General features: G+C 61.7%; 27 protein-coding genes. 17 read left to right on the top strand and 10 right to left on the bottom strand.

The features are described 5' to 3' along the window. Positions 1 to 32: 32 nt before the first annotated feature. Together KKY_RS09000 and KKY_RS08995 are read left to right on the top strand one after the other, a co-directional pair. Positions 33 to 227 (top strand): type II toxin-antitoxin system VapB family antitoxin, encoded by a 195-nt coding sequence (locus KKY_RS09000; RefSeq protein ID WP_014131016.1) that lies wholly within the window; start codon positions 33 to 35, stop codon positions 225 to 227. Then, a complete protein-coding gene (locus tag KKY_RS08995) occupies positions 224 to 595 on the top strand; it encodes a type II toxin-antitoxin system VapC family toxin (RefSeq protein WP_014131015.1) in 372 nt (123 codons plus the stop codon). The genes KKY_RS09000 and KKY_RS08995 overlap by 4 nt, the downstream gene beginning before the upstream one ends. On the opposite strand, the gene fliP is transcribed toward KKY_RS08995, so the two are convergent. Further along, positions 592 to 1,398 (bottom strand): flagellar type III secretion system pore protein FliP, encoded by an 807-nt coding sequence (gene fliP, locus KKY_RS08990; RefSeq protein ID WP_014131014.1) that lies wholly within the window; start codon positions 1,396 to 1,398, stop codon positions 592 to 594. The genes KKY_RS08995 and fliP overlap by 4 nt on opposite strands. Beyond that, on the bottom strand, positions 1,352 to 1,933 hold the full coding sequence (locus tag KKY_RS20820; RefSeq protein ID WP_014131013.1) for a flagellar biosynthetic protein FliO: 582 nt from the start codon (positions 1,931 to 1,933) through the stop codon (positions 1,352 to 1,354). Before KKY_RS20820 ends, fliP begins: the two co-directional genes overlap by 47 nt. A 206-nt stretch (positions 1,934 to 2,139) precedes the next feature. Here KKY_RS20820 and flgB point away from each other — a divergent pair, with 206 nt between their 5' ends. The 7 genes from flgB to cckA all read left to right on the top strand — a co-directional run bounded on the left by flgB (position 2,140) and on the right by cckA (position 8,272). Further along, a complete protein-coding gene (flgB, locus tag KKY_RS08980; protein ID WP_014131012.1) occupies positions 2,140 to 2,544 on the top strand; it encodes a flagellar basal body rod protein FlgB in 405 nt (134 codons plus the stop codon). 11 nt (positions 2,545 to 2,555) lie between these two features. Beyond that, entirely contained in the window at positions 2,556 to 2,969 is a 414-nt protein-coding gene (gene flgC / locus KKY_RS08975; protein ID WP_014131011.1) for a flagellar basal body rod protein FlgC, read from the top strand. A 12-nt stretch (positions 2,970 to 2,981) separates the two neighbouring features. Beyond that, positions 2,982 to 3,305 carry a flagellar hook-basal body complex protein FliE gene (gene fliE, locus KKY_RS08970; protein WP_014131010.1) on the top strand — a complete coding sequence of 108 codons (324 nt, stop codon included), beginning with the start codon at positions 2,982 to 2,984 and terminating at the stop codon, positions 3,303 to 3,305. Between the two features lie 181 nt (positions 3,306 to 3,486). After that, on the top strand, positions 3,487 to 3,753 hold the full coding sequence (fliQ, locus tag KKY_RS08965; RefSeq protein WP_014131009.1) for a flagellar biosynthesis protein FliQ: 267 nt from the start codon (positions 3,487 to 3,489) through the stop codon (positions 3,751 to 3,753). Between the two features lie 6 nt (positions 3,754 to 3,759). After that, positions 3,760 to 4,521, top strand: a complete 762-nt coding sequence (gene fliR / locus KKY_RS08960) for a flagellar biosynthetic protein FliR (RefSeq protein ID WP_014131008.1) — start codon at positions 3,760 to 3,762, stop codon at positions 4,519 to 4,521. A 3-nt stretch (positions 4,522 to 4,524) separates the two neighbouring features. Beyond that, complete coding sequence (gene flhB / locus KKY_RS08955; protein ID WP_014131007.1) at positions 4,525 to 5,610, top strand: flagellar biosynthesis protein FlhB; 1,086 nt, start codon at positions 4,525 to 4,527, stop codon at positions 5,608 to 5,610. Between the two features lie 115 nt (positions 5,611 to 5,725). Beyond that, the gene (cckA, locus tag KKY_RS08950) at positions 5,726 to 8,272 is read left to right on the top strand and encodes a cell cycle histidine kinase CckA (RefSeq protein ID WP_014131006.1); all 2,547 of its coding nucleotides are present in this window, start codon (positions 5,726 to 5,728) and stop codon (positions 8,270 to 8,272) included. On the opposite strand, the gene KKY_RS20620 is transcribed toward cckA, so the two are convergent. After that, positions 8,269 to 8,418 carry a glycine zipper domain-containing protein gene (locus KKY_RS20620; protein WP_162096916.1) on the bottom strand — a complete coding sequence of 50 codons (150 nt, stop codon included), beginning with the start codon at positions 8,416 to 8,418 and terminating at the stop codon, positions 8,269 to 8,271. The genes cckA and KKY_RS20620 overlap by 4 nt on opposite strands. Positions 8,419 to 8,612: 194 nt before the next feature. Here KKY_RS20620 and recA point away from each other — a divergent pair, with 194 nt between their 5' ends. Beyond that, complete coding sequence (gene recA, locus KKY_RS08945; protein ID WP_014131005.1) at positions 8,613 to 9,686, top strand: recombinase RecA; 1,074 nt, start codon at positions 8,613 to 8,615, stop codon at positions 9,684 to 9,686. Between the two features lie 160 nt (positions 9,687 to 9,846). Here recA and KKY_RS20495 read toward each other — a convergent pair whose 3' ends face one another. After that, positions 9,847 to 9,990, bottom strand: coding sequence for a hypothetical protein (locus tag KKY_RS20495; protein WP_014131004.1), 144 nt, complete (start codon positions 9,988 to 9,990; stop codon positions 9,847 to 9,849). On the opposite strand from KKY_RS20495, the gene alaS reads away from it, so the two are divergent. Next, positions 9,971 to 12,631, top strand: coding sequence for an alanine--tRNA ligase (alaS, locus tag KKY_RS08940; protein WP_014131003.1), 2,661 nt, complete (start codon positions 9,971 to 9,973; stop codon positions 12,629 to 12,631). The two genes, KKY_RS20495 and alaS, sit on opposite strands and share 20 nt — an antisense overlap. A gap of 18 nt (positions 12,632 to 12,649) precedes the next feature. Here alaS and KKY_RS08935 read toward each other — a convergent pair whose 3' ends face one another. Both KKY_RS08935 and KKY_RS08930 read right to left on the bottom strand, forming a co-directional pair. Further along, a complete protein-coding gene (locus KKY_RS08935; RefSeq protein WP_014131002.1) occupies positions 12,650 to 13,603 on the bottom strand; it encodes a DMT family transporter in 954 nt (317 codons plus the stop codon). Between the two features lie 161 nt (positions 13,604 to 13,764). Next, positions 13,765 to 14,976: an NADP-dependent isocitrate dehydrogenase gene (locus tag KKY_RS08930; RefSeq protein ID WP_014131001.1), complete on the bottom strand. Its 1,212-nt coding sequence runs from the start codon at positions 14,974 to 14,976 to the stop codon at positions 13,765 to 13,767. A 191-nt stretch (positions 14,977 to 15,167) separates the two neighbouring features. Between KKY_RS08930 and KKY_RS08925 the strand changes: the two genes are divergently transcribed. Then, positions 15,168 to 15,608: a MarR family winged helix-turn-helix transcriptional regulator gene (locus KKY_RS08925; RefSeq protein ID WP_014131000.1), complete on the top strand. Its 441-nt coding sequence runs from the start codon at positions 15,168 to 15,170 to the stop codon at positions 15,606 to 15,608. Positions 15,609 to 15,645: 37 nt separating this feature from the next. Next, a complete protein-coding gene (fabF, locus tag KKY_RS08920) occupies positions 15,646 to 16,917 on the top strand; it encodes a beta-ketoacyl-ACP synthase II (RefSeq protein ID WP_014130999.1) in 1,272 nt (423 codons plus the stop codon). Between the two features lies 1 nt (position 16,918). Here the strand turns inward: fabF and KKY_RS08915 are convergent, their stop codons facing one another. The 3 genes from KKY_RS08915 to KKY_RS19575 are packed head-to-tail and all read right to left on the bottom strand — an operon-like array spanning position 16,919 to position 18,084. Next, complete coding sequence (locus KKY_RS08915; RefSeq protein WP_014130998.1) at positions 16,919 to 17,254, bottom strand: TfoX/Sxy family protein; 336 nt, start codon at positions 17,252 to 17,254, stop codon at positions 16,919 to 16,921. After that, positions 17,255 to 17,653, bottom strand: a complete 399-nt coding sequence (locus tag KKY_RS08910; RefSeq protein WP_014130997.1) for a GFA family protein — start codon at positions 17,651 to 17,653, stop codon at positions 17,255 to 17,257. Then, positions 17,653 to 18,084 carry a GFA family protein gene (locus KKY_RS19575; RefSeq protein ID WP_014130996.1) on the bottom strand — a complete coding sequence of 144 codons (432 nt, stop codon included), beginning with the start codon at positions 18,082 to 18,084 and terminating at the stop codon, positions 17,653 to 17,655. Before KKY_RS19575 ends, KKY_RS08910 begins: the two co-directional genes overlap by 1 nt. A gap of 99 nt (positions 18,085 to 18,183) precedes the next feature. Here KKY_RS19575 and KKY_RS08900 point away from each other — a divergent pair, with 99 nt between their 5' ends. The 4 genes from KKY_RS08900 to rpsD all read left to right on the top strand — a co-directional run bounded on the left by KKY_RS08900 (position 18,184) and on the right by rpsD (position 21,369). Then, positions 18,184 to 18,747, top strand: a complete 564-nt coding sequence (locus KKY_RS08900; RefSeq protein WP_014130995.1) for a GNAT family N-acetyltransferase — start codon at positions 18,184 to 18,186, stop codon at positions 18,745 to 18,747. After that, positions 18,747 to 19,550, top strand: coding sequence for an RNA methyltransferase (locus KKY_RS08895; protein ID WP_014130994.1), 804 nt, complete (start codon positions 18,747 to 18,749; stop codon positions 19,548 to 19,550). Before KKY_RS08900 ends, KKY_RS08895 begins: the two co-directional genes overlap by 1 nt. A gap of 134 nt (positions 19,551 to 19,684) precedes the next feature. Beyond that, positions 19,685 to 20,548: a DMT family transporter gene (locus tag KKY_RS08890; RefSeq protein ID WP_041529270.1), complete on the top strand. Its 864-nt coding sequence runs from the start codon at positions 19,685 to 19,687 to the stop codon at positions 20,546 to 20,548. 203 nt (positions 20,549 to 20,751) lie between these two features. After that, the gene (gene rpsD / locus KKY_RS08885; RefSeq protein WP_014130992.1) at positions 20,752 to 21,369 is read left to right on the top strand and encodes a 30S ribosomal protein S4; all 618 of its coding nucleotides are present in this window, start codon (positions 20,752 to 20,754) and stop codon (positions 21,367 to 21,369) included. Between the two features lie 58 nt (positions 21,370 to 21,427). Here rpsD and KKY_RS08880 read toward each other — a convergent pair whose 3' ends face one another. Further along, positions 21,428 to 22,804, bottom strand: coding sequence for a peptide transporter (locus tag KKY_RS08880; protein ID WP_014130991.1), 1,377 nt, complete (start codon positions 22,802 to 22,804; stop codon positions 21,428 to 21,430). Between the last annotated feature and the right edge of the window lie 69 nt (positions 22,805 to 22,873).

Here is a 22,873-nt window from a genome sequence, read left to right as displayed (position 1 = left end):
GGTGCTATATTTGGTGCATCGGGAGCACAGCCATGCGCACAACAATCGCCATCGACGATGAACTGGTCGAAAAAGCCAAATCTCTTACCGGTCTTAACGAGAAGTCAGCTCTGGTCAGAGAGGGGCTGAAGGCGCTTATCGAGCGCGAGAGCGCCCGTCGTCTCGCGCTTCTCGGCGGCACTGAGCCTCAGCTCAAGGACGTACCGCGGCGACGAACAGCTATATGATCCTTGTGGACACTTCCGTATGGATCGACCATTTTCGGGCGGTCGATGAGGAATTGGAGCTGCTGTTGGGCGCCAACAGGGTGCTGATGCATCCGTTTGTTCTCGGCGAACTTGCGCTGGGGAACCTGCGGCAACGCAATCTCATACTCACTTCGCTGGCCGACCTGCCCCAGTGCGTCGTCGCCAGAGACGATGAAGTTCTCGAATTTATCAGTCTTCACGCATTGTTCGGGCGGGGGATAGGGTATGTCGACGCGCATCTTCTCTCTGCTGCCGCCCTTACACCGGAGGCCAGGCTTGCCACCCGCGACCGCAGGCTGAGGGACCGTGCGCAGAGCCTCGGTCTCGCCGCAGCCTTGGCCCGTTAGCCGGTGAAGCTCCGTATCAGCGACCCTGCCACAAGGTGCCAGCCGTCGACGAGGACGAAAAAGATCAGCTTGAAGGGCAGGGAGATGATGACCGGGGGGAGCATCATCATGCCCATGCTCATCAGCACCGAGGCCACGACCATGTCGATGACCACGAAGGGCAAAAAGAGAAGAAACCCGATTTCGAAGGCGCGGCGGAGTTCGGAGATCATGAAGGCGGGGATGAGGATGCGCAGTTCGAGGTCTTCGGGGTTTTCCGGAGCCGGGGTTTCGGTCAGGTCCATGAACAGCATGACGTCCTGAGGGCGGACATGGGTGCGCATGAATTCGTGCAGCGGGCCGGAGGCAAGGTCGATGGCTTCGACGATTTCGACCTCGCCGGCCACCAGGGGCTCGATGCCCACCTCGTAGCTTTGCTGCAGGGTGGGTGCCATGATGAAGGCGGTGAGAAACAGCGCCAGCGAGATCATCACCGAATTGGGCGGTGCGGTCTGCAGCCCGATGGCGGTGCGCAACAGCGAGAGCACCACGACGATGCGGGTAAAGCTCGTCACCATCACGAGGATGGAGGGGGCGAGCGCGAGAATTGTGATGAGGGCGATCAACTGGATCGCGCGCTCGGTCAGCGTGGTTTCGTCGCCGAAATCGATGGAGATGTCCTGCGCGATTCCCGTGGCGGGCAGCAGGAGGATGGCGGCGAGGCCAAGAACGACGGCAAGTGCCGCGCGGGGCGTTCCGGCCCGGCGCGGTGCGGTATCAGGACCTGGTTGCCGTGTCCTCGTAATCTCTGTCCCTCGCTTCAAGCGGCGGTTCGGGCTCCACGGTCGTGGTGGCCGACATGGCAACGCTTGTAGCTGAGTCGGAGGAGGTGCGGCCCTTATTGTCGGGCTTTCCCCCATCGAGTTTGGGTTCGTTGTCCTCGACGGGGCGCAGCAGGCCGGTATGGCGCAGCGACTTGCCCATCGGCCGGGCCGGGGGCGCGGGCTCGGGTGCAACGGCGGGCGCGGGTTCGGCGGGTTTGCGGCGGGCGCGCTGGACCTGCTGGACGGGCGGGGCTTCAAAGCCGCCTTCAACGACAAGATCGTTGGGGCCGCCAATGACGATCAGGTGCTCGGTCTCGTCGCGGCGTATGATGACGGCCTGGCGTTTGTTGTCGATGGCGATGGAATCGATGACCATCAGGCGCCGGTTGCGGCCGCGCCCCACGCTGGCAGAGGCGTCGCCCACCAGCTTGATGAGCCAGACGGCGAGGACGATCAAAACGATCACGATGGCCAGCGCCACGATCATTGTCAGATAGCCGTTTTCACCACCGAAAAGGCTGTTCAGAAATCCCACTGGCACGCTCCTGGAAATGGGCAACTCGTCCCGCGACACATAGCCGGACGCTTGGCGCTGGGCAATAGCTGCCTACTATAGCTTAGCTTTGTTCAAAATTGGGAGATTTCCGGCCCTTGGTTTCCGATCGGTTAACGCGTCGTTAACCATGCAGTGGGCAAAGTTTGCCCAGTTAACGAACTGTAACCGGATTCGGCGGACCCGAAATGGCCATTGGTGACCTGCCCATCTTTGCCGCGCTCAAGAACAGGATGCAATGGCACCAGACCCGCCAGACGCTTCTGGCCGAAAACGTCGCCAATGCCGAAACACCCGGCTATCGCGGGCGCGACCTTGCGCCCTTTTCCATCGAGAGCACGGCGCGCCGTTCGGGTGCCACTGTCACGACGACCGCGACCAACCGCAACCATTATTCGGTGGGGGGCGACCCGAGCCGGGCCATGGGCGCGCGGACCATGAACAGTTTCGAGGTCATGCCCGAGGGCAACGGGGTGACGCTGGAAGAAGAGATGATGAAGGTCACGACCAACCAGATGGACTATCAGGCCGCGACCACGCTCTACACACGCTCCATGCGATTGATGAAGATCGCGCTGGGCAAGAACGTATAGGACGCTAGCGCATGAACGATTTCATGACATCGATCAAGATCGCCGGATCGGGGCTCAACGCCCAGACGGCGCGCATGCGGGTGATCGCCGAGAATATGGCCAATGCCGATTCCGCCGGGCATACACCGGACGAGGATCCCTATCGGCGCAAGGTGCCGACCTTTCACGCCGTGCTCAATCGCGAACTGGGCGCCACCGAAGTGACGGTTGGTGCGCTCGCAACGGACATGAGCGATTTTTCCTCGCGCTATGAACCGGGCCATCCGGCGGCCGACGAGAACGGCTATGTCAAATACCCCAATGTCAACACGCTGATCGAGACCATGGACATGCGCGAGGCCCAGCGCACCTATGAGGCCAATCTCAACGTCGTCACCGTATCGCGCCAGATGCTTGGGCGGACGCTCGATATTCTGCGCGGTTAAGGAGTTCGATAGATGAGCACGCCATTCAATGCAGCTACCGCTGCCTACGGCAATGTCTCGCGCCTGATTTCCGATCAGGCGGGCGGCAAGCTGACCGCGCCCACAGCTTCGCCATCGGGCGCCGATTTCGGGCAGATGCTGGCCGACCAGCTCGGCGGCATCGTCGAAACCGGGCAGCGCTCGGACCAGGTGGCCGTCGACATGATCAACGGCAAGGCAAACGTTGTCGATGTGGTGACCGCGCTGGCCGAAACCGAATCTGCAATGGAAACCATGGTCACGGTCCGCGATCGGGTGATCTCGGCCTACGAAGAAATCATGCGCATGCCCATTTAGATTGCGTGAAGGCGGGCTGCAAATGGCAGCCGCCTGCGCTTCCGGTGCTCACGTACTTGAATGTACGCTCCGCTCCGGTTCTCGGCGGCCACCATTTTCGCCTCGCCTTGACGCAATCTCCACACCACCGGATCGGACGCATTTGATGTAAGGTGGCGTTAACGAATCGCGCGGGATTGACATGAGCGGGGCAGAAACTCTCGATATCGCCACATCCGGCATCTGGACCCTGATCATCGTTTCAGGGCCGATGATGATCGTGGGGCTTGTGGTCGGCGTCATCATCGCCCTGTTTCAGGCTTTGACGCAAATCCAGGAAATGACGCTGGTTTTCGTGCCCAAGATCATCGCGATCTTCTTCACGCTGCTGCTCACGCTGCCCTTCATGGGCGCCACGATGAACACCTATATGAACCAGATCGTCGACATGATCATCACGGGCGGGTAGCGGGCCATGAGCGTGAGCTGGGGCCCCGATGTCGCCTATTATTTCTTTCTCATTTTCGCACGGCTCGGCACGATCCTCATGCTGTTGCCGGCGCTGGGGGAATCGACGATTCCCATGCGGCTGCGGCTCACCTTCGCGCTGGCGTTTTCGCTGGTGCTTTACCCGCTGATCCTGCCCAATCTCGGCGCCGTTCCGGTGACTCTGGGCGGGCTTTTGACCGCACTCGCGCATGAACTTGCAGTGGGATTTATCCTCGGGGGGCTGACAAGGCTTATTATCACCGCCGCGCAGGTCGCAGGTGCGGTGATCGCGTTCCAGATGGGGCTTTCGATGGCCCAGACCTCCGATCCCACCCAGCCGGGCGTGCAGGGGGCGATCGTTGGCAATTTTCTGGCCATGCTGGGCGTGACGCTGATTTTCGCCACCGATCTGCATCACGTGCTGCTGGCGGGAATTTATGCCAGCTACAGCTATTTCCCGCCCGATGCGCCGCTGATGCTGGGCGATGCGGCGGAGATGGCAACGGAGATCGTGGCGCAGGCCTTCCTGATCGGAACGCAGATGTCGGCGCCATTTCTGGTTTTCGGACTGGTGTTTTATCTGGGGCTGGGGATTCTGGGGCGGCTGATGCCCCAGATTCAGGTGTTTTTCATGGCCATGCCGGCCAACATCATCATCGGGCTGATCCTGTTCGCGCTGCTGCTGAGCCTCACGATGACCCTTTATATGACCTATCTCGAAGACCATTTTTCGCAGTTCCTGGGCTAGTCCATGAGCGACGACAAACCCGAACAGAGCGAAAAGACAGAGGACCCCTCCCAAAAACGGCTCGAGGATGCCCACAAGAAGGGCGATGTGGTCAAGAGCCAGGAGGTGACGACCTGGTTCATGATCCTGGGCTCGGCGCTGATCTTTGCGTTCGTTGCGCCGATGACCAGCGCGCAGATCATGACCAGCCTTGGCGATTATCTCGGGCGCGCGGACCTTTACGAGGTGGGTGGGCCGGGGTTCAACCAGTTCGTCTATGGCGCGACGATCAGCCTTTTGAGCGCGCTTTTGATTCCCATGATCCTTCTGGCGCTGTGCGGGATCGCGGGAAACATGGTGCAGCACCGCATGGTGTTTTCGGCTGAAAACCTCAAACCCAAATTCTCGAAAGTCTCCCCGCTGGCCGGGGCCAAGCGGCTGTTTTCGAGCGAGGCGCTGGTCAATTTCGGCAAGGGGCTGTTCAAGCTCGTCGTGTTTTCCACCATCATGGTGCTGGTGGTCTGGCCCGACCGGGACCGGCTTTCGACCATCATGACCGCCGACCCCGTCGTGACCTTGGAATTGTTCCAGGAAATCGGCATCAAGATCTTCATCGCGACCCTGATCGCCATCACCATCGTGGCGCTGCTCGATTACATCTACATGCGCCACAAATGGTGGCAGCGCCAGATGATGACGGTCAAGGAAGTGCGCGACGAGTACAAGCAGATGGAGGGCGATCCGCACGTCAAGGGCCGTATCCGCCAGATTCGCATGGAGCGCAGCCGCAAGCGCATGATGGCGGCGGTGCCCGACGCGACGGTTGTGGTGACCAACCCGACCCATTTTGCCGTGGCGCTCAAATACGACAAGGACATGGCCGCGCCCGAGGTGCTGGCCAAGGGGGTCGATGCGGTTGCGCTCAGGATTCGCGGACTGGCCAGGGATCACGACATCCCGATCGTCGAAAATCCCCCGCTGGCCCGGGCGCTTTATGCCGGCGCCGAGGTGGGCGAGACGATCCCGGCGGAGCATTTCAAGGCGGTGGCGCAGATCATCGGCTATGTCATGCGGTTGAAAAATCGCTCGAGCTGGCGCAGTGGAAATTAACCGAGATTGTTAACGAGCGGTTAATCCGCACTACCCAAGGCAAACCCGGGTTTGCTACCAATGGGAAGCCCGATTCGATTTACGGGTGGGTGTTTGCACTAAGGAAAGAAAAGCGATGGCGGTGGCCCCGATGGACGAGGACAGCTATCCCGAGCCGATGATGGCGCGCCCGTCCTCCAATGCGGCGCTGTGGCGGGTGGTCATCCTTTCGCTGGCCTTCGTTGCCGTGGCCGTGGCGTTCTCGCTGATGGGGGAAGCCGCTTCGCCCGAAACGATCGTGCTGTTCCTTGGCATTCTTTCGGTCATCGGGGTGTTTTCGCTGTTTGCGCTGGCGGCGGGCCTGTTCCGGTTCGTCGGCGGTTCCGAAAAGCGCACACTGGCCCGCGCTATCGTCGACAGCCTGCCTTACGGGGCAGTGGTTACCGATCGCGACGGCAAGATCTTTTATGCCAATGCGCAATATTCGGACCTGTCCAAATCGGTATCCAAGGGGGTTCCGGTTGGTGTGCCAAGGCTGTTTGCCAGCCAGCCCGAGGCGAGCGAGGCGGTCTATCGCCTGTCGCGCGCCGCGCGGGACGGGCGGGCCATTGTCGAGGACGTGCGGATTTCGCGCGGCAAGAGCGCCGCGCAATGGTTCCGGATCGGGGCGCGCAGCCTTCCCGACTATGACGGCGCTTCGGGCAAGTCGGTGATCTGGACGGTGGAGGACATAACCCGCGACCGCGACGCGCAGGAAAATTTCTACGTCGAATTGCAAAAGGCCATCGACTATCTCGACCATGCGCCGGCCGGGTTCTTTTCTGCCAATGCGCGGGGGCGCATTCAATATATCAACTCAACGCTTGCCGACTGGCTCGGGTATGATCTTGCGGCCTTTGAGGCCGGCGATCTCGATCTTGGCGAAATCGTCCAGGGCGATGGCGCCGGGCTGTTGATGGGCGGCGGGCAGGACGGGGCGGTGCGCACCGAGGTGATCGATCTCGATCTGGTGCGCCACGACGGGACCAATCTTCCGGTGCGGCTGCTCCATCGCGCGGCGCGGCTGGCCGAGGGTGAGCTTGGCGAGACGCGCACGCTGGTGCTCGACCGCTCGCGCGGCATCGAGGGCGAGGAAGCCCTGCGGGCCGCCGAAGTGCGGTTTTCGCGGTTTTTCAATCACACCCCGATCGCCATTGCAGCGCTCGACGGGGCGGGCAAGGTGGTGCGCACCAACGCGCCCTTTACCCGGATTTTCGGACTGACATCGGGCGAACGCGGGATCGAGGGGCTCAATGTCGCCTCGCTGATCGATCCGGAAAGCCGGGAAAAACTGGCGATGGCGCTTGTCGACGCCAAGGCGCACCGATCCGAGATCGCGCCGGTCGATGCGACGATTCCCGGGGAAAAGCCGCGCAGCGTGCGCATGTTCATTTCCGGCGTCGAGCAGGGCGGAGAAAGCGACGAAGCGGCGATCCTTTATGCTCTGGACATGACCGAGCAGCGCCAACTCGAAGAGCAGTTTGCCCAAGGCATGAAGATGCAGGCGGTGGGGCAATTGGCGGGCGGTGTGGCCCATGATTTCAACAACGTTCTGACGGCGATCATCGGGTTTTCGGACCTGCTGTTGCTCAAGCACAAGCCGTCCGATCCTTCGTTTGGCGACATCATGTCGATCAAGCAGAGCGCCAACCGCGCGGCGGGGCTGGTGCGCCAGCTTCTGGCTTTCTCGCGGCGCCAGACGCTGCGCCCGCAGGTGCTCGAGGTGCCCCAGCATATCGACGATCTGACGGTGTTGCTCAAGCGCCTGATCGGCGAGCATGTGACGCTCGATGTCGAGCACGGGCGCGACGTGTGGCCGATCCGCGCCGATCTGGTGCAGCTCGAGCAGGTGATCATCAACCTTGCGGTCAACGCGCGCGACGCCATGCCCGATGGCGGGCAGATTACCCTGCGCACGCGCAATGTGGAGCAGGCCGAGGCCGAGACCTTCACCTATCCCGGGTTCGTCCCGGCCGATTTCGTTCTGATCGAGGTCGGCGATACGGGCACGGGCATGACCCAGGAGGTCATGGAAAAGATCTTCGAACCGTTCTTTTCGACCAAGGAACTGGGCAAGGGGACCGGGCTCGGCCTGTCGATGGTCTATGGCATCATCAAGCAGACCGGCGGCTACATCTATCCCGAATCCGAGGTTGGCAAGGGCACGACGTTCCGGCTGCTGCTGCCCCGGCACATACCGGTGGAAAAGGAGGAAGCGGTCAAGGCCGTCGCGGCGCCAGTCAAGGACCTGACCGGCAATGAACGCATTCTTCTCGTCGAGGACGAGGAAAGCGTGCGCATGTTTTCGGCGCGGGCGCTTTCGACCACGGGGTACGAGGTGTTCGAGGCGGGATCGGGCGAGGAGGCACTCGAGGTGCTCGAAGAGATCGAGGGCAAGGTCGACCTCATCATTTCCGATGTGGTGATGCCCGAGATGGACGGGCCGACGCTGCTGACCCATGTGCGCAAGCTCTATCCCGAGCTCAAGGTGATCTTCGTTTCCGGCTACGCCGAGGAAAGCGTCCGGCAGGGGCTCGAGGATGACCGCAGCGTGGAATTTCTGCCCAAGCCCTATACGCTCGACCAGATCAACTCCAAGGTCAAGGAAGTGCTCTCGGGAAGCCCGGCGGCCGGCGAAGACTAGTCTTTCTTCGAGGCGGCGACAAACGCCGCACCAAGGCCGGCGCCGATTGCGACGCCAATGCCGATTCCCATGGCGATGTTATCGATCGCGACACCGATACCGGCGCCGATCGCGATTCCCATGGCGATTCCCGTGCCCATGTTCATGGTAGTCTCCATGCCGATCTGTTTCTGCAATGATCATGGGGCGATGCGGTTCCACCCTTTATGGGTGTTCTTATTTTGTCTCTTGACATATCGAAAACAAAATGAGAACAAATGTGCAACCTAGAAATAGGCGTTGAGGGTCGTCCGATCGCGTTGCACGCGCAGGGCATTTGGTGAAATAAGGAGAGCTAACAATGGCAGTTTCACAGCTTCGCGTGGTTGACGGGGGTTCGATGGACAAGAACAAGGCGCTCGAAGCCGCTCTGGGGCAGATCGAGCGCAATTTCGGCAAGGGTTCGATCATGAAGCTTGGGGAGAACACCCAGGTCAATGTCGAATCGATTTCCACGGGCTCGCTCGGTCTCGACATTGCGCTGGGCATCGGTGGACTGCCGCGTGGCCGCATTATCGAAGTTTTCGGACCGGAAAGTTCGGGCAAGACGACCCTTGCCCTGCATGTGCTTGCGGAGGCCCAGAAGTCGGGCGGTATCTGCGCGTTCATCGACGCTGAACATGCGCTGGATCCCACCTATGCCCGCAAGCTCGGCGTCAATATCGACGACCTGCTGATCTCCCAGCCCGATGCGGGCGAACAGGCGCTTGAGATCGCCGACACGCTGGTACGCTCGGGTGCGATCGACGTCCTTGTCGTGGATTCGGTGGCGGCGCTGACGCCGCGGGCAGAACTCGAAGGCGAAATGGGCGATTCCCTGCCGGGCCTTCAGGCGCGCCTGATGAGCCAGGCCATGCGCAAGCTTACGGCCTCGATCTCCAAATCGAAGGCCATGGTGATCTTCATCAACCAGATCCGCATGAAGATCGGCGTGATGTTCGGGTCTCCCGAAACCACAACCGGTGGCAATGCGCTCAAGTTCTATTCGTCGGTTCGCCTCGATATCCGCCGTATCGGCGCGATCAAGGACCGCGAGGAAGTCGTGGGCAACCAGACACGCGTCAAGGTGGTCAAGAACAAGATGGCCCCTCCGTTCCGGCAGGTCGAGTTCGACATCATGTATGGCGAGGGGATTTCCAAGACGGGTGAATTGCTCGATCTGGGCGTCAAGGCCGGGATCGTGGAAAAGTCGGGGGCCTGGTTCTCCTATGATAGCCAGAGGTTGGGGCAGGGGCGTGAAAATTCGCGCCAGTTCCTCAAGGACAATCCCGAAATCGCGCACCAGATCGAAAATGGGGTGCGCGAGAGCGCCGGGCTTATTGCCGCCGAACTGATTACGGCGGGAGAAGATAGCGCCGAGGACGGTGAGGACTAGCTTTGGCGGCGCGGGGTTCTCGCCGGCCAGAAGCAAGATTTGTCTATGACCTCCTGGCGCCGGGTAACCGGCGCCTTTCTTTTTTGGTGCGCCGGCGTTCGATCGCTCACTTAATGCCCGGGTGCCGCAGCCTTCGCATTGCACTCCCCCGATGCACACGCTAGAAGGCTTGCTCAGGTTTCCAGCCGGTGAAACGGGGCGCGATCAGCCGCGTATCCGGCGCATCCAGAACGATAAAGATATGGTGCGGCGTCTTGGCCGCAGACAGGGTTTTTGGCTCGATCATGACAAGCGTAAACGACATCCGTTCGACCTTCCTCGACTTCTTTGCCGGGAACGGTCATGAGAAAGTCGCCTCCAGCCCGCTCGTGCCGCGCAACGATCCGACGCTGATGTTCACCAATGCGGGCATGGTGCAGTTCAAGAACGTGTTTACCGGGCTTGAAAAGCGTCCCTATTCGCGCGCCACGACGTCGCAGAAATGCGTCCGGGCCGGGGGCAAGCACAACGATCTCGACAATGTGGGCTTTACCGCCCGGCACCTGACCTTTTTCGAGATGCTGGGCAATTTCTCATTCGGCGACTATTTCAAGGAACAGGCGATCGATCTGGCCTGGACGCTGGTCACCAAGGAGTTCGGGCTCGACAAGGACAAGCTGCTGGTCACTGTCTATCACACCGATGACGAAGCGGCCGACCTCTGGAAAAAGATCGCCGGGTTCTCCGACGACAAGATCATCCGCATCCCGACCTCGGACAATTTCTGGTCCATGGGCGATACGGGTCCGTGCGGGCCGTGCTCGGAAATCTTCATCGATCGCGGCGATCACATCTGGGGTGGCCCTCCGGGCACGCCGGAAGAGGATGGCGACCGGTTCCTCGAGTTCTGGAACCTGGTGTTCATGCAGTATGAGCAGTTCGCCGATGGCACGCAGGAAGCCCTGCCCAACCCCTCGATCGATACGGGGATGGGCCTCGAGCGCATGGCGTCGATCCTGCAGGGCGTCGAGAGCGTCTTTGAAACCGATATGTTCCGCCATGTGATCGATGCGACGGCTTCGGCGGTCGGGAAGGGGCCGACGGCAGAGACCGTCGCTTCGTACCGCGTCATCGCCGATCATTTGCGCTCGATGTCGTTCCTGATCGCCGACGGCGTGCTGCCGGCCAATGAAGGGCGCGGCTATGTGCTGCGCCGTATCATGCGCCGCGCCATGCGCCACGCCACGCTTTTGGGCACCAATGCGCCCACGATCTTCAAGCTCGTGCCATCGCTGGTGCGCGAGATGGGGCAGGCCTATCCCGACCTCGTGGCCGGCGAGGCGATGATCTCGGAAACCATCAGGCTCGAAGAGGAGCGTTTCCTCAAGACCCTCAGCCGGGGGTTGCAGATTCTCGAGGACGAGAGCGCGGGTCTCGGGCAGGGCGATACGCTGGCGGGCGAGACGGCGTTCAAGCTTTATGACACCTACGGTTTTCCGCTCGACCTGACCCAGGATGCGCTGCGGCTGCGCGGTGTTTCGGTCGACCAGACCGGGTTCGATGCGGCCATGGCCCGCCAGAAGGCCGAAGCGCGCAAGAACTGGTCGGGCTCGGGCGATGCGGCAACGAGCGCCGTCTGGTTCTCGATTGCCGATGCGGCCGGCCCGACCGAGTTTCTCGGTTACGAAACCGAGGACAGCGACGGCGCGGTGAAAGCGCTGATCAAGGATGGCACGAGCGTCGATGCGCTCAACGCCGGTGATGAGGGCTTCATCGTGCTCAACCAGACCCCGTTTTACGGCGAAAGCGGCGGGCAGGTGGGCGACACCGGGATCATGCAGAGCGAGGATGGCGCCAGGATCACCGTGCTCGACACCACCAAGCAGGCGGGTGGCGTCTTTGCGCACCGGGTCAGGGTCGAGGCGGGAACCGTCAGGATCGATGAGGCGCTGACGCTGCGGGTCGACCATTCCCGCCGCACGGCGATCCGCGCCAACCACTCGGCGACCCATCTGCTCCATGAGGCGCTGCGCGAGGTGCTGGGCAGCCATGTGGCCCAGAAGGGTTCGCTGGTTTCACCCGAGCGCCTGCGGTTCGACTATTCGCACACCAAGCCCATGAGCGAAGCGGAACTGGCCGAAGTCGAGCGCATGGCCAATGCCATCGTTTTGCAGAACGCGCCGGTCGAAACGCGGCTGATGGCGGTCGACGATGCGGTCAAGGCCGGTGCCATGGCGCTGTTTGGCGAAAAGTACGGCGACGAGGTGCGCGTTGTCTCCATGGGCACGGCGCTCGAAGGGGAAAAGGCGGGCAAGACCTATTCGATGGAATTGTGCGGCGGCACCCATGTGCGGCGCACCGGCGATATCGGGCTGGTCAAGATCGTGCAGGAAAGCTCGGTCGCGGCAGGTGTCCGGCGTCTGGAAGCGCTGACCGCGGATGGCGCGCGTGCCTATCTCAACGAGCAGGAAGACCAGCTCAAGACCGTTGCGGCCGCTCTCAAGGTTTCGCCGCGCGATGCGGTTTCGCGGGTCGAAGCACTTGTCGAGGAACGGCGGGCGCTGGAGCGCCAGGTTGCCGATCTGCGCCAGAAACTGGCGATGGGCGGCGGCTCCGGCAATGGCGCGGCCAGCGAGACCGTCAATGGGGTGACCTTCATGGGACGGGTCGTGGAAGGCTTGCAGCCCAAGGATCTGCGCGGCCTTGTCGACCAGGGCAAAAAGCAGATCGGCTCGGGGATCGTCGTTATCGTCGGCACGACCGAGGACGGCAAGGCCGGCATTTCGGTGGGCGTGAGCGAAGACCTTGTATCGCGCTACAGCGCGGTCGATCTGGTGCGGATCGGTTCGTCGACGCTTGGTGGACAGGGCGGCGGCGGGCGCCCCGACATGGCGCAGGCCGGTGGCCCCGACGCGTCACAAGCCCAGGCGGCGGTCGAGGCGATCAAGGCGCATCTTTCAGCCTGAGCCCCGCGCGACGGGCGATCATTTGATGGCGGCCGGTTCCTTTTGGGGATCGGCCGCTTCTGTCTGTTGCGGCTGGAACGGCTTTGGTTTGCGGCGACCGAAGCGGGCGAGACGGGCGCCGAGGATCGAACGGGCGGCATCGACGCCGGGTGTCGCGATGCCGGCGGCAACCACGATCGCCAGCCCCACTACGGCGACGGTGTCGGGATATTCGCCGTAAAACAGCCCACCCAGTGCAATGGCCCAGAAAATCTGGCTGTACTGGGTAGGCGCGATCTGGTTGGCCGCCGCGCGGCGGGGCGCGGCGATCATCAGCAATTGCCCGGTGCCGCCGAACAGCCCGATGAGCACCAGCCTGCCGATCTGGTCGAGCGTGGGGACGACGAAATTCGGGATCATGGCGATGCCGTTGAAAATCAGGGCATAGGTCAAAAGCACGCCCAGCAGCGAGACGCGCCGCTCGGTGGCCGAGACCTTTTTGAGAACGATGGCACCCACCGAGGCGGCAAGCGCGGCGCAAACCGCGGTCAGATGGCCCAACTCAAGCGTGCGGAAGCCGGGCCGGACGACCAGCATCACACCGGCAAAGCCGATGGCGAGGGCCAACCAGCGGGCCGGGGTCATGGACTCGCGCAGGATGACGACCGAAAGAATGGTCACGATGATCGGGGTGAGAAAAACCAGCGCGTAAACTTCGGCGAGCGGGATCGTCGTGAAAGCGATGGTGACCATCACCATCGACATGATGCCGCAGATGCCGCGCAACTGCATGAGCCAGACATGGGTGAGCTTGAAGGCGTCGCGCCAGCGCTCGCCGCGCGGTTTGACGAGAAGGGCCGGAACGAAGGAGAACAGCGTGACGAAAAAGCCGATCTGGAAGACCGACATGGAGCCGCCGAAGCTCTTTATCGTGGCATCGCCAAACGCGAAGCTGGCATAGGCGGCAAAGGCGATGAGCACGCCGGTCGGCATCGGCAACTTCCAGCTTTGGTGACGTATCCGCCGGATGGCGGGCCAAACTGGCTCATATGACCAATATGTTCGGGCGTCGAGCAAATTCGACCGGATCGATCAAGCGGGCAAAAAAGAAGCGGCCACAAGGGCCGCTTCGATAGGTGCCGGTAAGGGACGGCTTACGCCATCGCCTTCTGAAGGTTGGCGTCGATGGCGTCCAGGAACCCCATTGTGGTGAGCCAGGGCTGGTCGGGGCCGACCAGAAGGGCCAGATCCTTGGTCATTTTGCCTTGCTCGATGGTGTCGATGGTGACCTTTTCGAGCGTGGCGGCGAAGGTTGCCAGTTCGTCATTGCCGTCGAGCTTGGCGCGGTGGGCAAGGCCACGGGTCCAGGCAAAGATCGAGGCCGTGGAATTGGTCGAGGTTTCCTTGCCCTGCTGGTGCTGGCGGTAGTGACGGGTCACGGTGCCGTGGGCCGCTTCGGCTTCGACGGTCTGTCCATCGGGGGTCATGAGAACCGAGGTCATCAGACCGAGCGAGCCAAAGCCCTGGGCGACGATGTCGGACTGCACGTCGCCATCGTAGTTCTTGCAGGCCCAGACATAGCCGCCGGACCATTTGAGGGCGGCAGCGACCATGTCGTCGATCAGACGATGCTCGTACCAGATCTTCTTGGCTTCGTATTTTTCCTTGAACTCGGCCTGGAAGACCTCCTCGAAGATGTCCTTGAAGCGACCGTCATAGACCTTGAGAATTGTGTTCTTGGTCGAGAGGTAGCAGGGGACGCCGCGCTGGAGGGCGTAGTTGAGCGAGGCGCGGGCGAAATCGCGGATCGAATCGTCGAGGTTGTACATGGCCATGGCCACGCCCGAGGAGGGAGCGTCGAACACTTCGTGTTCGATTTCCTGGCCGTCTTCGCCGACGAACTTGATGGACAGCTTGCCCTTGCCGGGGAATTTGAAATCGGTGGCGCGGTACTGATCGCCATAGGCGTGGCGACCGACGATGATGGGCTGGGTCCAGCCGGGAACGAGGCGCGGCACGTTCTTGCAGATGATGGGCTCGCGGAAGATCACGCCGCCCAGGATGTTGCGGATGGTGCCGTTGGGCGAGCGCCACATCTTCTTGAGCCCAAATTCCTCGACGCGGCCTTCATCGGGAGTGATGGTGGCGCATTTGACGCCCACGCCGTGCTTCTTGATGGCGTTGGCGGCGTCGACGGTGATCTGGTCGTCGGTCTCGTCGCGCTTCTGGACGCTGAGGTCGTAATATTCAAGATCGATGTCGAGATAGGGGTGGATGAGCTTGTCTTTGATGGCCTGCCAGATGATGCGTGTCATCTCGTCGCCGTCGAGTTCGACGACGGGATTGGCGACTTTGATCTTGGTCATAAATATGTGCTCCTCGCGCGCAAAAATCCGGTTCGGCCAGCAAGGGCCAGCCAAAGTTCGCGGTCCCTATAGCAGAGCATTGGTAAGGCGCAAAGTGTCTCGCCGCGAAGGGGGCGTGTCGAGCGGCAGCGGGGATTGGTGGGATCGTATAGTGTATTTACACATGTGTAATTACACTATAGTTTGCCGGCATGACCTTTGCCTTTTTTGATTGCCTCGTGCTCAACACCGTGATGGCCGCGCGGGCTCTGACGCGCCGCTATGACAAAGTGCTTCGTCCGTTTGAAATCTCGGTCGTTCAATTTACGGTTCTGATGACCGTCAAGAACTCACCGCGCATGTCGGTCAATTCGATGGCGGCACGGATTTCCATGGATCGAACGACGCTCCTGCGCAATCTCGAGCCGTTGCGCAAGCGCGGGCTGGTGATCGCGGGGCGCCCGGAAAAGGGCAATGTCCGACACTTTGAACTGACCGGGAAGGGCGCGGCGCTGCTCGAAGAGATCCTGCCGCTCTGGCGGGATTCGCAGGACGAATTGCGAGCGTTGGTCGCCGATCCGGGGCCCGAGGATTTCCTTGGCGGATTGCGCGCGCTTACCGCCGGTGAGGCTCGCGAACACGCGGACGCCTGAAGCCAAATCAATACAAAGCCAGTGATGGAGACTTTCGATGCAAAGCGATGATCCGGTTGTTGTAACCGGCATGGGAGTGGTGTCCCCGCTCGGGGTGGGCGTTGCGACCAATTGGGAGCGGCTTCTTGCGGGCAAAAGCGGGATCGTGCGGAACAATCGCTTCGATACGACGGGATTTGGCTCCCATATCGCCGGATTGGTGCCCGACAAGGCGAACGATCCCCAAGGGTTCGATCCGTCCGAATGGATCGAGCCCAAGGAGATCAAGAAGATGGATCTCTTTATCCAGTATGGCCTTGCCGCTGCGGCGCAGGCGCTCGATCAGGCCGGCTGGCACCCTCAGGACGATGCAGGGCAGCAGGCAACGGCCACGATTATCGCGTCCGGTGTGGGCGGAGAGCCGGTGATGGCGCAGGCTGCGCGCACCATTGCCGAAAAAGGGCCGCGGCGACTCTCCCCGTTCACCGTGCCCTCGTTCCTCGCCAATATGGCAGCGGGCTGGATTTCCATCGTGCATCGGTTTCGTGGCCCGATCGGAACGCCGGTGACGGCGTGCGCGGCGTCGGCCCAGGCGATTGGCGACGGCATGCGGCTGATTATGACCGGAGAGGCCGAAATTGCCGTCGTGGGCGGGGCTGAAGGGTCGGTTGATCCCATATCGATCGGCGGATTTGGCGCGTCACGCGCCCTGACCTCGTCCTATAATGATGAGCCGCACAAGGCCTCGCGGCCATTCGACGCCGGACATTCCGGGTTCGTGCTGGCGGAGGGAGCGGCAGTGCTGGTGATCGAAAAACTCAGCCATGCCAAGGCGCGCGGAGCGAAGCCGCTTGCGGTCGTGGCGGGCTATGGCACCTCGGCCGACGCCTATCACCTGACAGCGGGTTCGCCGGATGGCGCGGGCGCGCAGGTGGCGATGCGCAAGGCGTTGGCCATGGCGGGAATTTCTCCCGACGCGGTCGGCTACATCAACGCGCATGCAACCTCGACGCCGGTTGGAGATGCGGCGGAACTGGCCGGCATTGGCGCCGTGTTCGGTGACCGGGGGAAGACGCTGGCGGTTTCATCGACCAAATCGTCAACGGGGCATCTTCTTGGTGCGGCCGGCGCAATCGAGGCGATGTTTTCGGTGATGGCAATTCGCGAAAACATGCTGCCCGCCACGATCAATCTCGACGATCCGGTGCCCGAGGGCCGGGGTTTCGAACTCGTGCCCAATAAGCCGATCGCGAAGAATGTGGACTATGTGATGTCCAATTCATTCGGCTTTGGGGGTATCAATGCAACGCTGGTGTTCGGGGGCGCCTGAACTATTTCGGCGGAAGGGTTGCAGCGAAGGCCATGCAGCGGTCGACCCATTGGGCGAGGCCCATTTCGGTGTCGAGCACATCGCCATCGACTTCAACGAAGCCAGACATGGTTTTTGTGCCCATGGTCATGGGCTGGCAACCGGGAAGGGCGAGGGCGGCCTCATAGCCGTCCTTGCCGACTCGGGCGAGGAGGGCTCCGTTTTTCATGATGCCGCAGATCATGTTGCCATCGAGCATGAAGGCGTGGCCGCCGAACATCTTTTGTTCGGTGACGCCCGGAACGGGAGCGAGGCGTTCACGGACGCGGTCGGACAGGGCCTCGGCTGCGTGGCTCATCTACATCTTCTCATGCGCTTGGACACCGGGCACCTCGGGGTCCCATGGCGGGCGCTGGTTGGTGTAAAGCACCATTCCGGGGCTGAACCAGTCGGAATTGTCGAAGGCGCCGATGGCGATGCCGATGACCCCCGGGGCGGTATTGCGTTCCGAAAACAGGGTGGAGCCGCAGGTAGCGCAGAACGAGCGGCGGCGTTCGCTGCCGCTGTCGGCGACATTTTCGAACACGGCGGGCTTTCCGTTGACGGTTACGCCGTCGGTCTTGAAGAAGGCCTGTACGATGTGCCCGGTGCCGGTCAGGCGCCGGCAATCCTCGCAATGACACTGGGCCATGCGGATCGGCGGTTCGGTGACCGAAAAGCTTATGGTTCCGCACAGGCAGCGTCCGGTGGCAAACATCAAAATCCTCCAGTGTCGCGATAGGTATCGTATTGAGGCAGTGCCTCATTGAGCGTGTCCCATTGGAGATGGGTGCGCGAGAAAATGGCCTGACGGGGGGCAAACCAGTCAGGATTGTCGAACAGACCGGCAGGTATCAGGGCCAGCAGAGGCGCGCGGGCGGTTCTGGCGAACAATGGGGTGCCGCATTCGGGACAGAAATTGCGGGTGATTTCCGACCCCGAGGCGGCCTTGCGCGTGTGTCCCTTGACGTCTCCCGAGATTTCGACGGCATCGGTGGACATCAGGATGACCGCCGAATGGCCCGTGCCGGTCGCCTTGCGGCAATCCAGGCATGAGCAGACCAGCATCGAAAGGACGGGGCCTTCGATCCGGAGGCTCACGGCGCCGCAAGCGCAATTGGCGGTTTCATCGAGACTGAGCGTCGGCATTGACGAAAGCTGGCATGAGCTTGCGGACAAATCCAGCGCAATTGTTGCCATTGCGAGCGGCAGGCATTACTGACCCCGGGGTAACCGGGCGTCGAGCTGATGACCTTTTTTCCCATTGAGACCAAGCGGCTGATCCTGCGCAAATTTACGCCCGCCGACGCGGAGGCGACGGCCGCCTATCAAGGGCTGCCTGAAGTCGCGCGCTATTGCATGTGGGAGCCGCGTTCGCTCGAGCGTGTCCGCGAGTTGATCCCGCGCTGGATCGCCATGGATGGAACGGGCGAGAACAGCGAAGGCATTCAATATGCCGTGGTGCTCAGGACAAGCGGGGCGTTGATCGGCGACGTGGTGCTGATGTTTGAGGACCTGGCGGCCCGGCAGGGGCAGATCGGCTATGTTATGAGCCCAGCGTTTCAGGGGCAGGGTTATGCGACCGAAGCGATGGAGGCGGTGCTTGCCGTTGGCTTCGGGCAGGTTGGTTTGCACAGGATTTCGGCGCGTTGCGATGCGCGCAACACCGGCTCGTGGCGGGTGATGGAAAAGCTTGGCATGCGGCGCGAGGCCCATTTTCGGGAGCATGCGATTTTCAAGGGGGAGTGGGACCAGGAGTTGGTTTACGCCATCCTCGAAGATGAATGGCGCGCGGCGCAGGGAGCAAACTGATGGCGGGGACCGACAGCAGCAAGGAATTCGCGTTCCGGCCCACGCCGGCGATCATTCTTGTCGAGCCGCAGCTTGGCGAAAATATCGGCGCGGCGGCGCGCGCCATGGCCAATTTCGGGCTTTGGGATCTGCGGCTGGTCAATCCGCGCGACGGGTGGCCGAACGAAAAGGCCACAGCTTCGGCGGCCAAGGCGCTGCCGGTGATCGAGCGGGTGCAGGTGTTCGAGACGTTGACCGAGGCGATGGCGGACCTCAATCTGGTGCTCGCCACGACGGCGCGCAACCGGGAGATGTTCAAGCCGGTGATCGGCCCCGACGAAGCGGCGGACCGGCTTTCGGCCCATATCGGGGGCGGGCAGAAGGCGGGCATCCTGTTCGGGCGTGAGCGCTGGGGGCTCAACAATGACGAGGTGGCGCTGGCCGATGCCATCGTGACGCTGCCGGTCGAGCCGGCCTTTGCCTCGCTCAATATCGCCCAGGCCGTGCTGGTTCTGGCCTATGAATGGCGGCGGGCAGCGCTCAAGGACCAGCCATTGCCGTTTTCGGCCGATGAGGGGGAGCCGGCGCCACGCGGACAATTGGCGGCGATGACCGAACAACTTGGCGAGGCGCTGGACCGGGCAGGGTTTTTCAAGACGCCGGCCAAGCGGCCCGGCATGATGAACAATATCCGCGCCATGTTCGCGCGCGGTGGGTTCAACGCGCAGGAGGTGCGTACGCTTCGCGGCATCGTCGCGGCGCTCGACCGGCGGCACGAGCGGCCCAATCCATCCCGGCACAAGGGCGAGGACGAGGCCGAATAGGGTCGAGGTTGCCCGGCGGCAGTCTCGTGGCTAGGGTAGGGAGCAAATCCCACCCGTGTTTTCCAATCAGGTATATTATGGTCGCCACGCAATCGCCCGCTCCCAAGGCCGGGGCAGGGTCACCGCAAAGCGGGATGGCGCTTATGATCGCGGCCGTGCTGCTGGTGCCGATCAGCGATGCGATGTCGAAAAGCCTGACGGGTATTCTCAACCCGTTCGAGATCGCCTTCTGGCGGTTCGGGTTTCAGATGGCGATGCTGGGGCTGTTCATTGTGGTAACGCGCCGGCGGCTGGCGCGGGGGCCATGGGGGCTGATGCTTGTGGGCGGGGCGACGATGGCGGTCGTTCTCTCCTCGCTGATCGGGGCGTTCGTCACCATGCCGATTGCCACGGCGATCGCGATCTTTTTCGTCGAGCCGTTGATCCTGACGGTGCTTTCGGGCCTGTTGCTGGGTGAGAAGACCGGCTGGCGGCGCTATGTGGCGGTGGCCGTGGGGCTGGTTGGCGCGGTTGTCGTCATTCGGCCGAGTTGGGATATTTTCGGCTGGGCGTCGATCCTGCCGCTGATCGCAGCGACCGGATTTGCCTCCAATGCCATCGTCATGCGCAAGCTGGGGCAGCACATGGACGCCATTTCCATGCAGTTCTGGTTTTCGCTTATTGCGATGGCGTTGATCGGGGTCGGTTTTGCGCTGCTGGGCCAGTTCCAGTTGGTAAGTCTTTCGGGCGGTATCGATAGCAGCGGACCCTGGGGGTTGCTGGTGTTCATGGGCATGTTCTCGGGGCTGACCTTCTTTCTGTTCGCCGAAGCCTTTCGGCGCACGCCGGCTTCGACGCTGGCGCCGTTCCAGTATATCGAGATCATCGGGGCGACGATCGTGGGATATATCGTGTTCGGCGATTTTCCGGACCTGTGGACATGGGTGGGCACGGCGATCATCCTGGCCTCCGGGCTCTACGTCTTCCACCGCGAGCGCAGGGCCGCCCGCAGCGCTTGACTTTATGCGCTTTGCCCCATAGAAACCGGCCATCCTGATCGGCTTTGCCCATCGGGAAGCACCCGGGACCGTCGGTTTGCGTTTTGGGGTCGGCTTTCGAGCCGGACCTGGAATTCACGTTTTTCGCACGGTCTGTCGGTTCTGCCTTTCGGCAGGACAGAGGAGGGCGCTGTCTTTTATTTCTGGTTTAAAAAGGACATGCGATGTCGAAACGTCATACGCAAAAGCACAAGATCGACCGCCGTCTCGGCGAAAATATCTGGGGTCGTCCGAAGTCCCCGCTCAATGCCCGCGCCTATGGCCCCGGCCAGCACGGCCAGCGCCGCAAGAGCAAGCTTTCCGATTTCGGTATTCAGCTCCGCGCCAAGCAGAAGCTCAAGGGCTATTATGGCTCGATCACCGAAAAGGCCTTCAAGCGCGTTTACGCCGAAGCCGCCCGTCGCCGTGGTGACACCGGCGAAAACCTGATCGGCATTCTCGAAAGCCGTCTGGACGCCATCGTTTATCGCGCCAAATTCGTGCCGACCGTGTTCGCGGCGCGTCAGTTCGTCAACCATGGCCATGTTCAGGTCAACGGCAAGCGCGTCAACATCCCGAGCTACAACGTGCAGCCGGGCGATGTGATCTCGATCCGTGAGCGCTCCAAGCAGCTCACCATCGTTCTCGAAGCCGTCCAGCTCGCCGAGCGTGACGTGCCCGATTACGTGGACGCCGATCACTCCAAGATGACCGCGACCTTCGTCCGTGTTCCGGCCCTTAGCGATGTGCCCTATCCGGTGCAGATGGAACCGAACCTGGTCGTCGAATTCTATTCGCGCTAAGCGAAGCACACAGTTTAAAGAGAAAAGGGCCGCCCGGTGGGCGGCCCTTTTTTGTTTGTCAGCTCGCGTATTCGCTGACCGATTCCTTGATCGGCTCCTGATCGCGCGGGATGTGGCTCTCAAAGTGCATAAGGCGCTTGTGGACCGAGAGCAGTTCGATGACCGTGGACCAGGCGCGGGCCAGGAACTGGAACGATGAGGCCACCTGGCCGAACGCCTGCTGCACCTGCTGGTAGAGGCCCAGCGTCAACGCGCCGGCAAGAATTGACGGCGAGAGGGCGAGGAGGGGGATGTAGCCCGCCAGGTTGAGATAGCCGTAACGGGCGAGATTGAAGTAGGTGTAGTGCCAGTAGAGGCGGAAATAGTTCTTCTGCACATTGGCGAAAAGTTCCTTCCAAGTGGCTGGCTGGGCGTATTCCTCGTGGTCTTCGCCATAGACCAATTCCTTGCGGTAGGCCGCCTCGACCTTCTGGTTCTCGAAATTGAGGCCCGGCAGCTTGAACCCGACGAGGGCGAGAAGCACCGTGCCGAAAGCCGCCGAGAGCAAAGCCACCCAGACAAGGCTGCCCGGAACGTCGCCGATCAGGGGCAGGGAGGTGACGTTTTGAGACAGCGTCCACAAGAGCGGAATGAACACCACAAGCGTAATCAGGGAATCGAGGAAGGCGACGCCGAGATCCTCGGTGATCGAAGCAAAGCGCATCGTGTCTTCCTGGACGCGCTGGGCCGCGCCCTCGGTGGTGCGGATCGAGGGCCACCAGGCCATGTAGTAGGAGTTCATCGCCTTGCGCCAGCGAAAGACATAATGGGCCGTATAGAAGGCGACGATCACCGCGACGATGATGCGGGGCATCAGGACGACGAAGGCCTCCATGATCTGGCCGTAAAACTCTTCCGGTGTGACCGAGCCGGGCTCGGTCAGGGCCATTTGCATTGTGTTGAAGAAGCGGCCTTGCCAGTTGTTGATGAAGGCGTCGACCTGGACGTTGAAATAGACCAGCAGCATGATCGCCACGGTGCTGACCACCGACCACCAGTACCACTCATTGCGCTTGTAAAAGTACCAGAATACGCAGAACGCGGCGGCGAGGATGAGCAGGTATTGGTAGAACCAGACGCGTTCGGCTGTGAGGAATGAACCTTCGGGCAGGCAGCGGACTTCGCTTGCAGCGGGAGAATCCGATTGAGTTACCGATGAATCGGGCAGATCGGGTTCGGTAAGTTCGGCGCCCGGAACGGCCTGGGCGGTATCGCCGACGCCGGGAGGCGCTTCCGCTTCGGTCGGGGCGCAGGCCGGGGGGAGGATCAGCCGATCGATACTCAAATAGGGCTGCAGCGTTGGACCGATGCTGGTCCAGGCAAGGATGGCCACGAGCATCACGCCAAGCAGGGATGAAAAAAAGAGCTTGGGGACGGGGAAGAAGGATCGAAACATTGCGTACTCCGCACAAGAGGACGACTCGCCTTTCCGCTGCGGGTCGCGGACGATGATCTAAGGCCGGGA

Source organism: Pelagibacterium halotolerans B2 (assembly GCF_000230555.1).
GTDB classification, from domain to species: domain Bacteria; phylum Pseudomonadota; class Alphaproteobacteria; order Rhizobiales; family Devosiaceae; genus Pelagibacterium; species Pelagibacterium halotolerans.
Note: the sequence above shows the minus strand (reverse complement) of the source record. Positions and strands in the feature narration are given on the sequence as shown.

What these genes read in the sequence shown, in the direction of transcription:
- fabF (WP_014130999.1), top strand. Translation starts at nt 15,646, where the DNA reads ATGCAAAGCGATGATCCGGTTGTTGTAACCGGCATGGGAGTGGTGTCC.
- KKY_RS08925 (WP_014131000.1), top strand. Translation starts at nt 15,168, where the DNA reads ATGACCTTTGCCTTTTTTGATTGCCTCGTGCTCAACACCGTGATGGCC.
- fliQ (WP_014131009.1), top strand. Translation starts at nt 3,487, where the DNA reads ATGAGCGGGGCAGAAACTCTCGATATCGCCACATCCGGCATCTGGACC.
- alaS (WP_014131003.1), top strand. Translation starts at nt 9,971, where the DNA reads ATGACAAGCGTAAACGACATCCGTTCGACCTTCCTCGACTTCTTTGCC.
- KKY_RS08895 (WP_014130994.1), top strand. Translation starts at nt 18,747, where the DNA reads ATGGCGGGGACCGACAGCAGCAAGGAATTCGCGTTCCGGCCCACGCCG.
- KKY_RS09000 (WP_014131016.1), top strand. Translation starts at nt 33, where the DNA reads ATGCGCACAACAATCGCCATCGACGATGAACTGGTCGAAAAAGCCAAA.
- rpsD (WP_014130992.1), top strand. Translation starts at nt 20,752, where the DNA reads ATGTCGAAACGTCATACGCAAAAGCACAAGATCGACCGCCGTCTCGGC.
- KKY_RS08890 (WP_041529270.1), top strand. Translation starts at nt 19,685, where the DNA reads ATGGCGCTTATGATCGCGGCCGTGCTGCTGGTGCCGATCAGCGATGCG.
- flgC (WP_014131011.1), top strand. Translation starts at nt 2,556, where the DNA reads ATGAACGATTTCATGACATCGATCAAGATCGCCGGATCGGGGCTCAAC.
- fliR (WP_014131008.1), top strand. Translation starts at nt 3,760, where the DNA reads ATGAGCGTGAGCTGGGGCCCCGATGTCGCCTATTATTTCTTTCTCATT.
- KKY_RS19575 (WP_014130996.1), bottom strand. Translation starts at nt 18,084, where the DNA reads ATGCCGACGCTCAGTCTCGATGAAACCGCCAATTGCGCTTGCGGCGCC.
- KKY_RS08915 (WP_014130998.1), bottom strand. Translation starts at nt 17,254, where the DNA reads ATGAGCCACGCAGCCGAGGCCCTGTCCGACCGCGTCCGTGAACGCCTC.
- KKY_RS08935 (WP_014131002.1), bottom strand. Translation starts at nt 13,603, where the DNA reads ATGCCGACCGGCGTGCTCATCGCCTTTGCCGCCTATGCCAGCTTCGCG.
- KKY_RS08900 (WP_014130995.1), top strand. Translation starts at nt 18,184, where the DNA reads ATGACCTTTTTTCCCATTGAGACCAAGCGGCTGATCCTGCGCAAATTT.
- flgB (WP_014131012.1), top strand. Translation starts at nt 2,140, where the DNA reads ATGGCCATTGGTGACCTGCCCATCTTTGCCGCGCTCAAGAACAGGATG.
- KKY_RS08880 (WP_014130991.1), bottom strand. Translation starts at nt 22,804, where the DNA reads ATGTTTCGATCCTTCTTCCCCGTCCCCAAGCTCTTTTTTTCATCCCTG.
- KKY_RS20495 (WP_014131004.1), bottom strand. Translation starts at nt 9,990, where the DNA reads ATGTCGTTTACGCTTGTCATGATCGAGCCAAAAACCCTGTCTGCGGCC.
- recA (WP_014131005.1), top strand. Translation starts at nt 8,613, where the DNA reads ATGGCAGTTTCACAGCTTCGCGTGGTTGACGGGGGTTCGATGGACAAG.
- KKY_RS08930 (WP_014131001.1), bottom strand. Translation starts at nt 14,976, where the DNA reads ATGACCAAGATCAAAGTCGCCAATCCCGTCGTCGAACTCGACGGCGAC.
- KKY_RS20620 (WP_162096916.1), bottom strand. Translation starts at nt 8,418, where the DNA reads ATGAACATGGGCACGGGAATCGCCATGGGAATCGCGATCGGCGCCGGT.
- cckA (WP_014131006.1), top strand. Translation starts at nt 5,726, where the DNA reads ATGGCGGTGGCCCCGATGGACGAGGACAGCTATCCCGAGCCGATGATG.
- KKY_RS08910 (WP_014130997.1), bottom strand. Translation starts at nt 17,653, where the DNA reads ATGTTTGCCACCGGACGCTGCCTGTGCGGAACCATAAGCTTTTCGGTC.
- KKY_RS08995 (WP_014131015.1), top strand. Translation starts at nt 224, where the DNA reads ATGATCCTTGTGGACACTTCCGTATGGATCGACCATTTTCGGGCGGTC.
- flhB (WP_014131007.1), top strand. Translation starts at nt 4,525, where the DNA reads ATGAGCGACGACAAACCCGAACAGAGCGAAAAGACAGAGGACCCCTCC.
- fliE (WP_014131010.1), top strand. Translation starts at nt 2,982, where the DNA reads ATGAGCACGCCATTCAATGCAGCTACCGCTGCCTACGGCAATGTCTCG.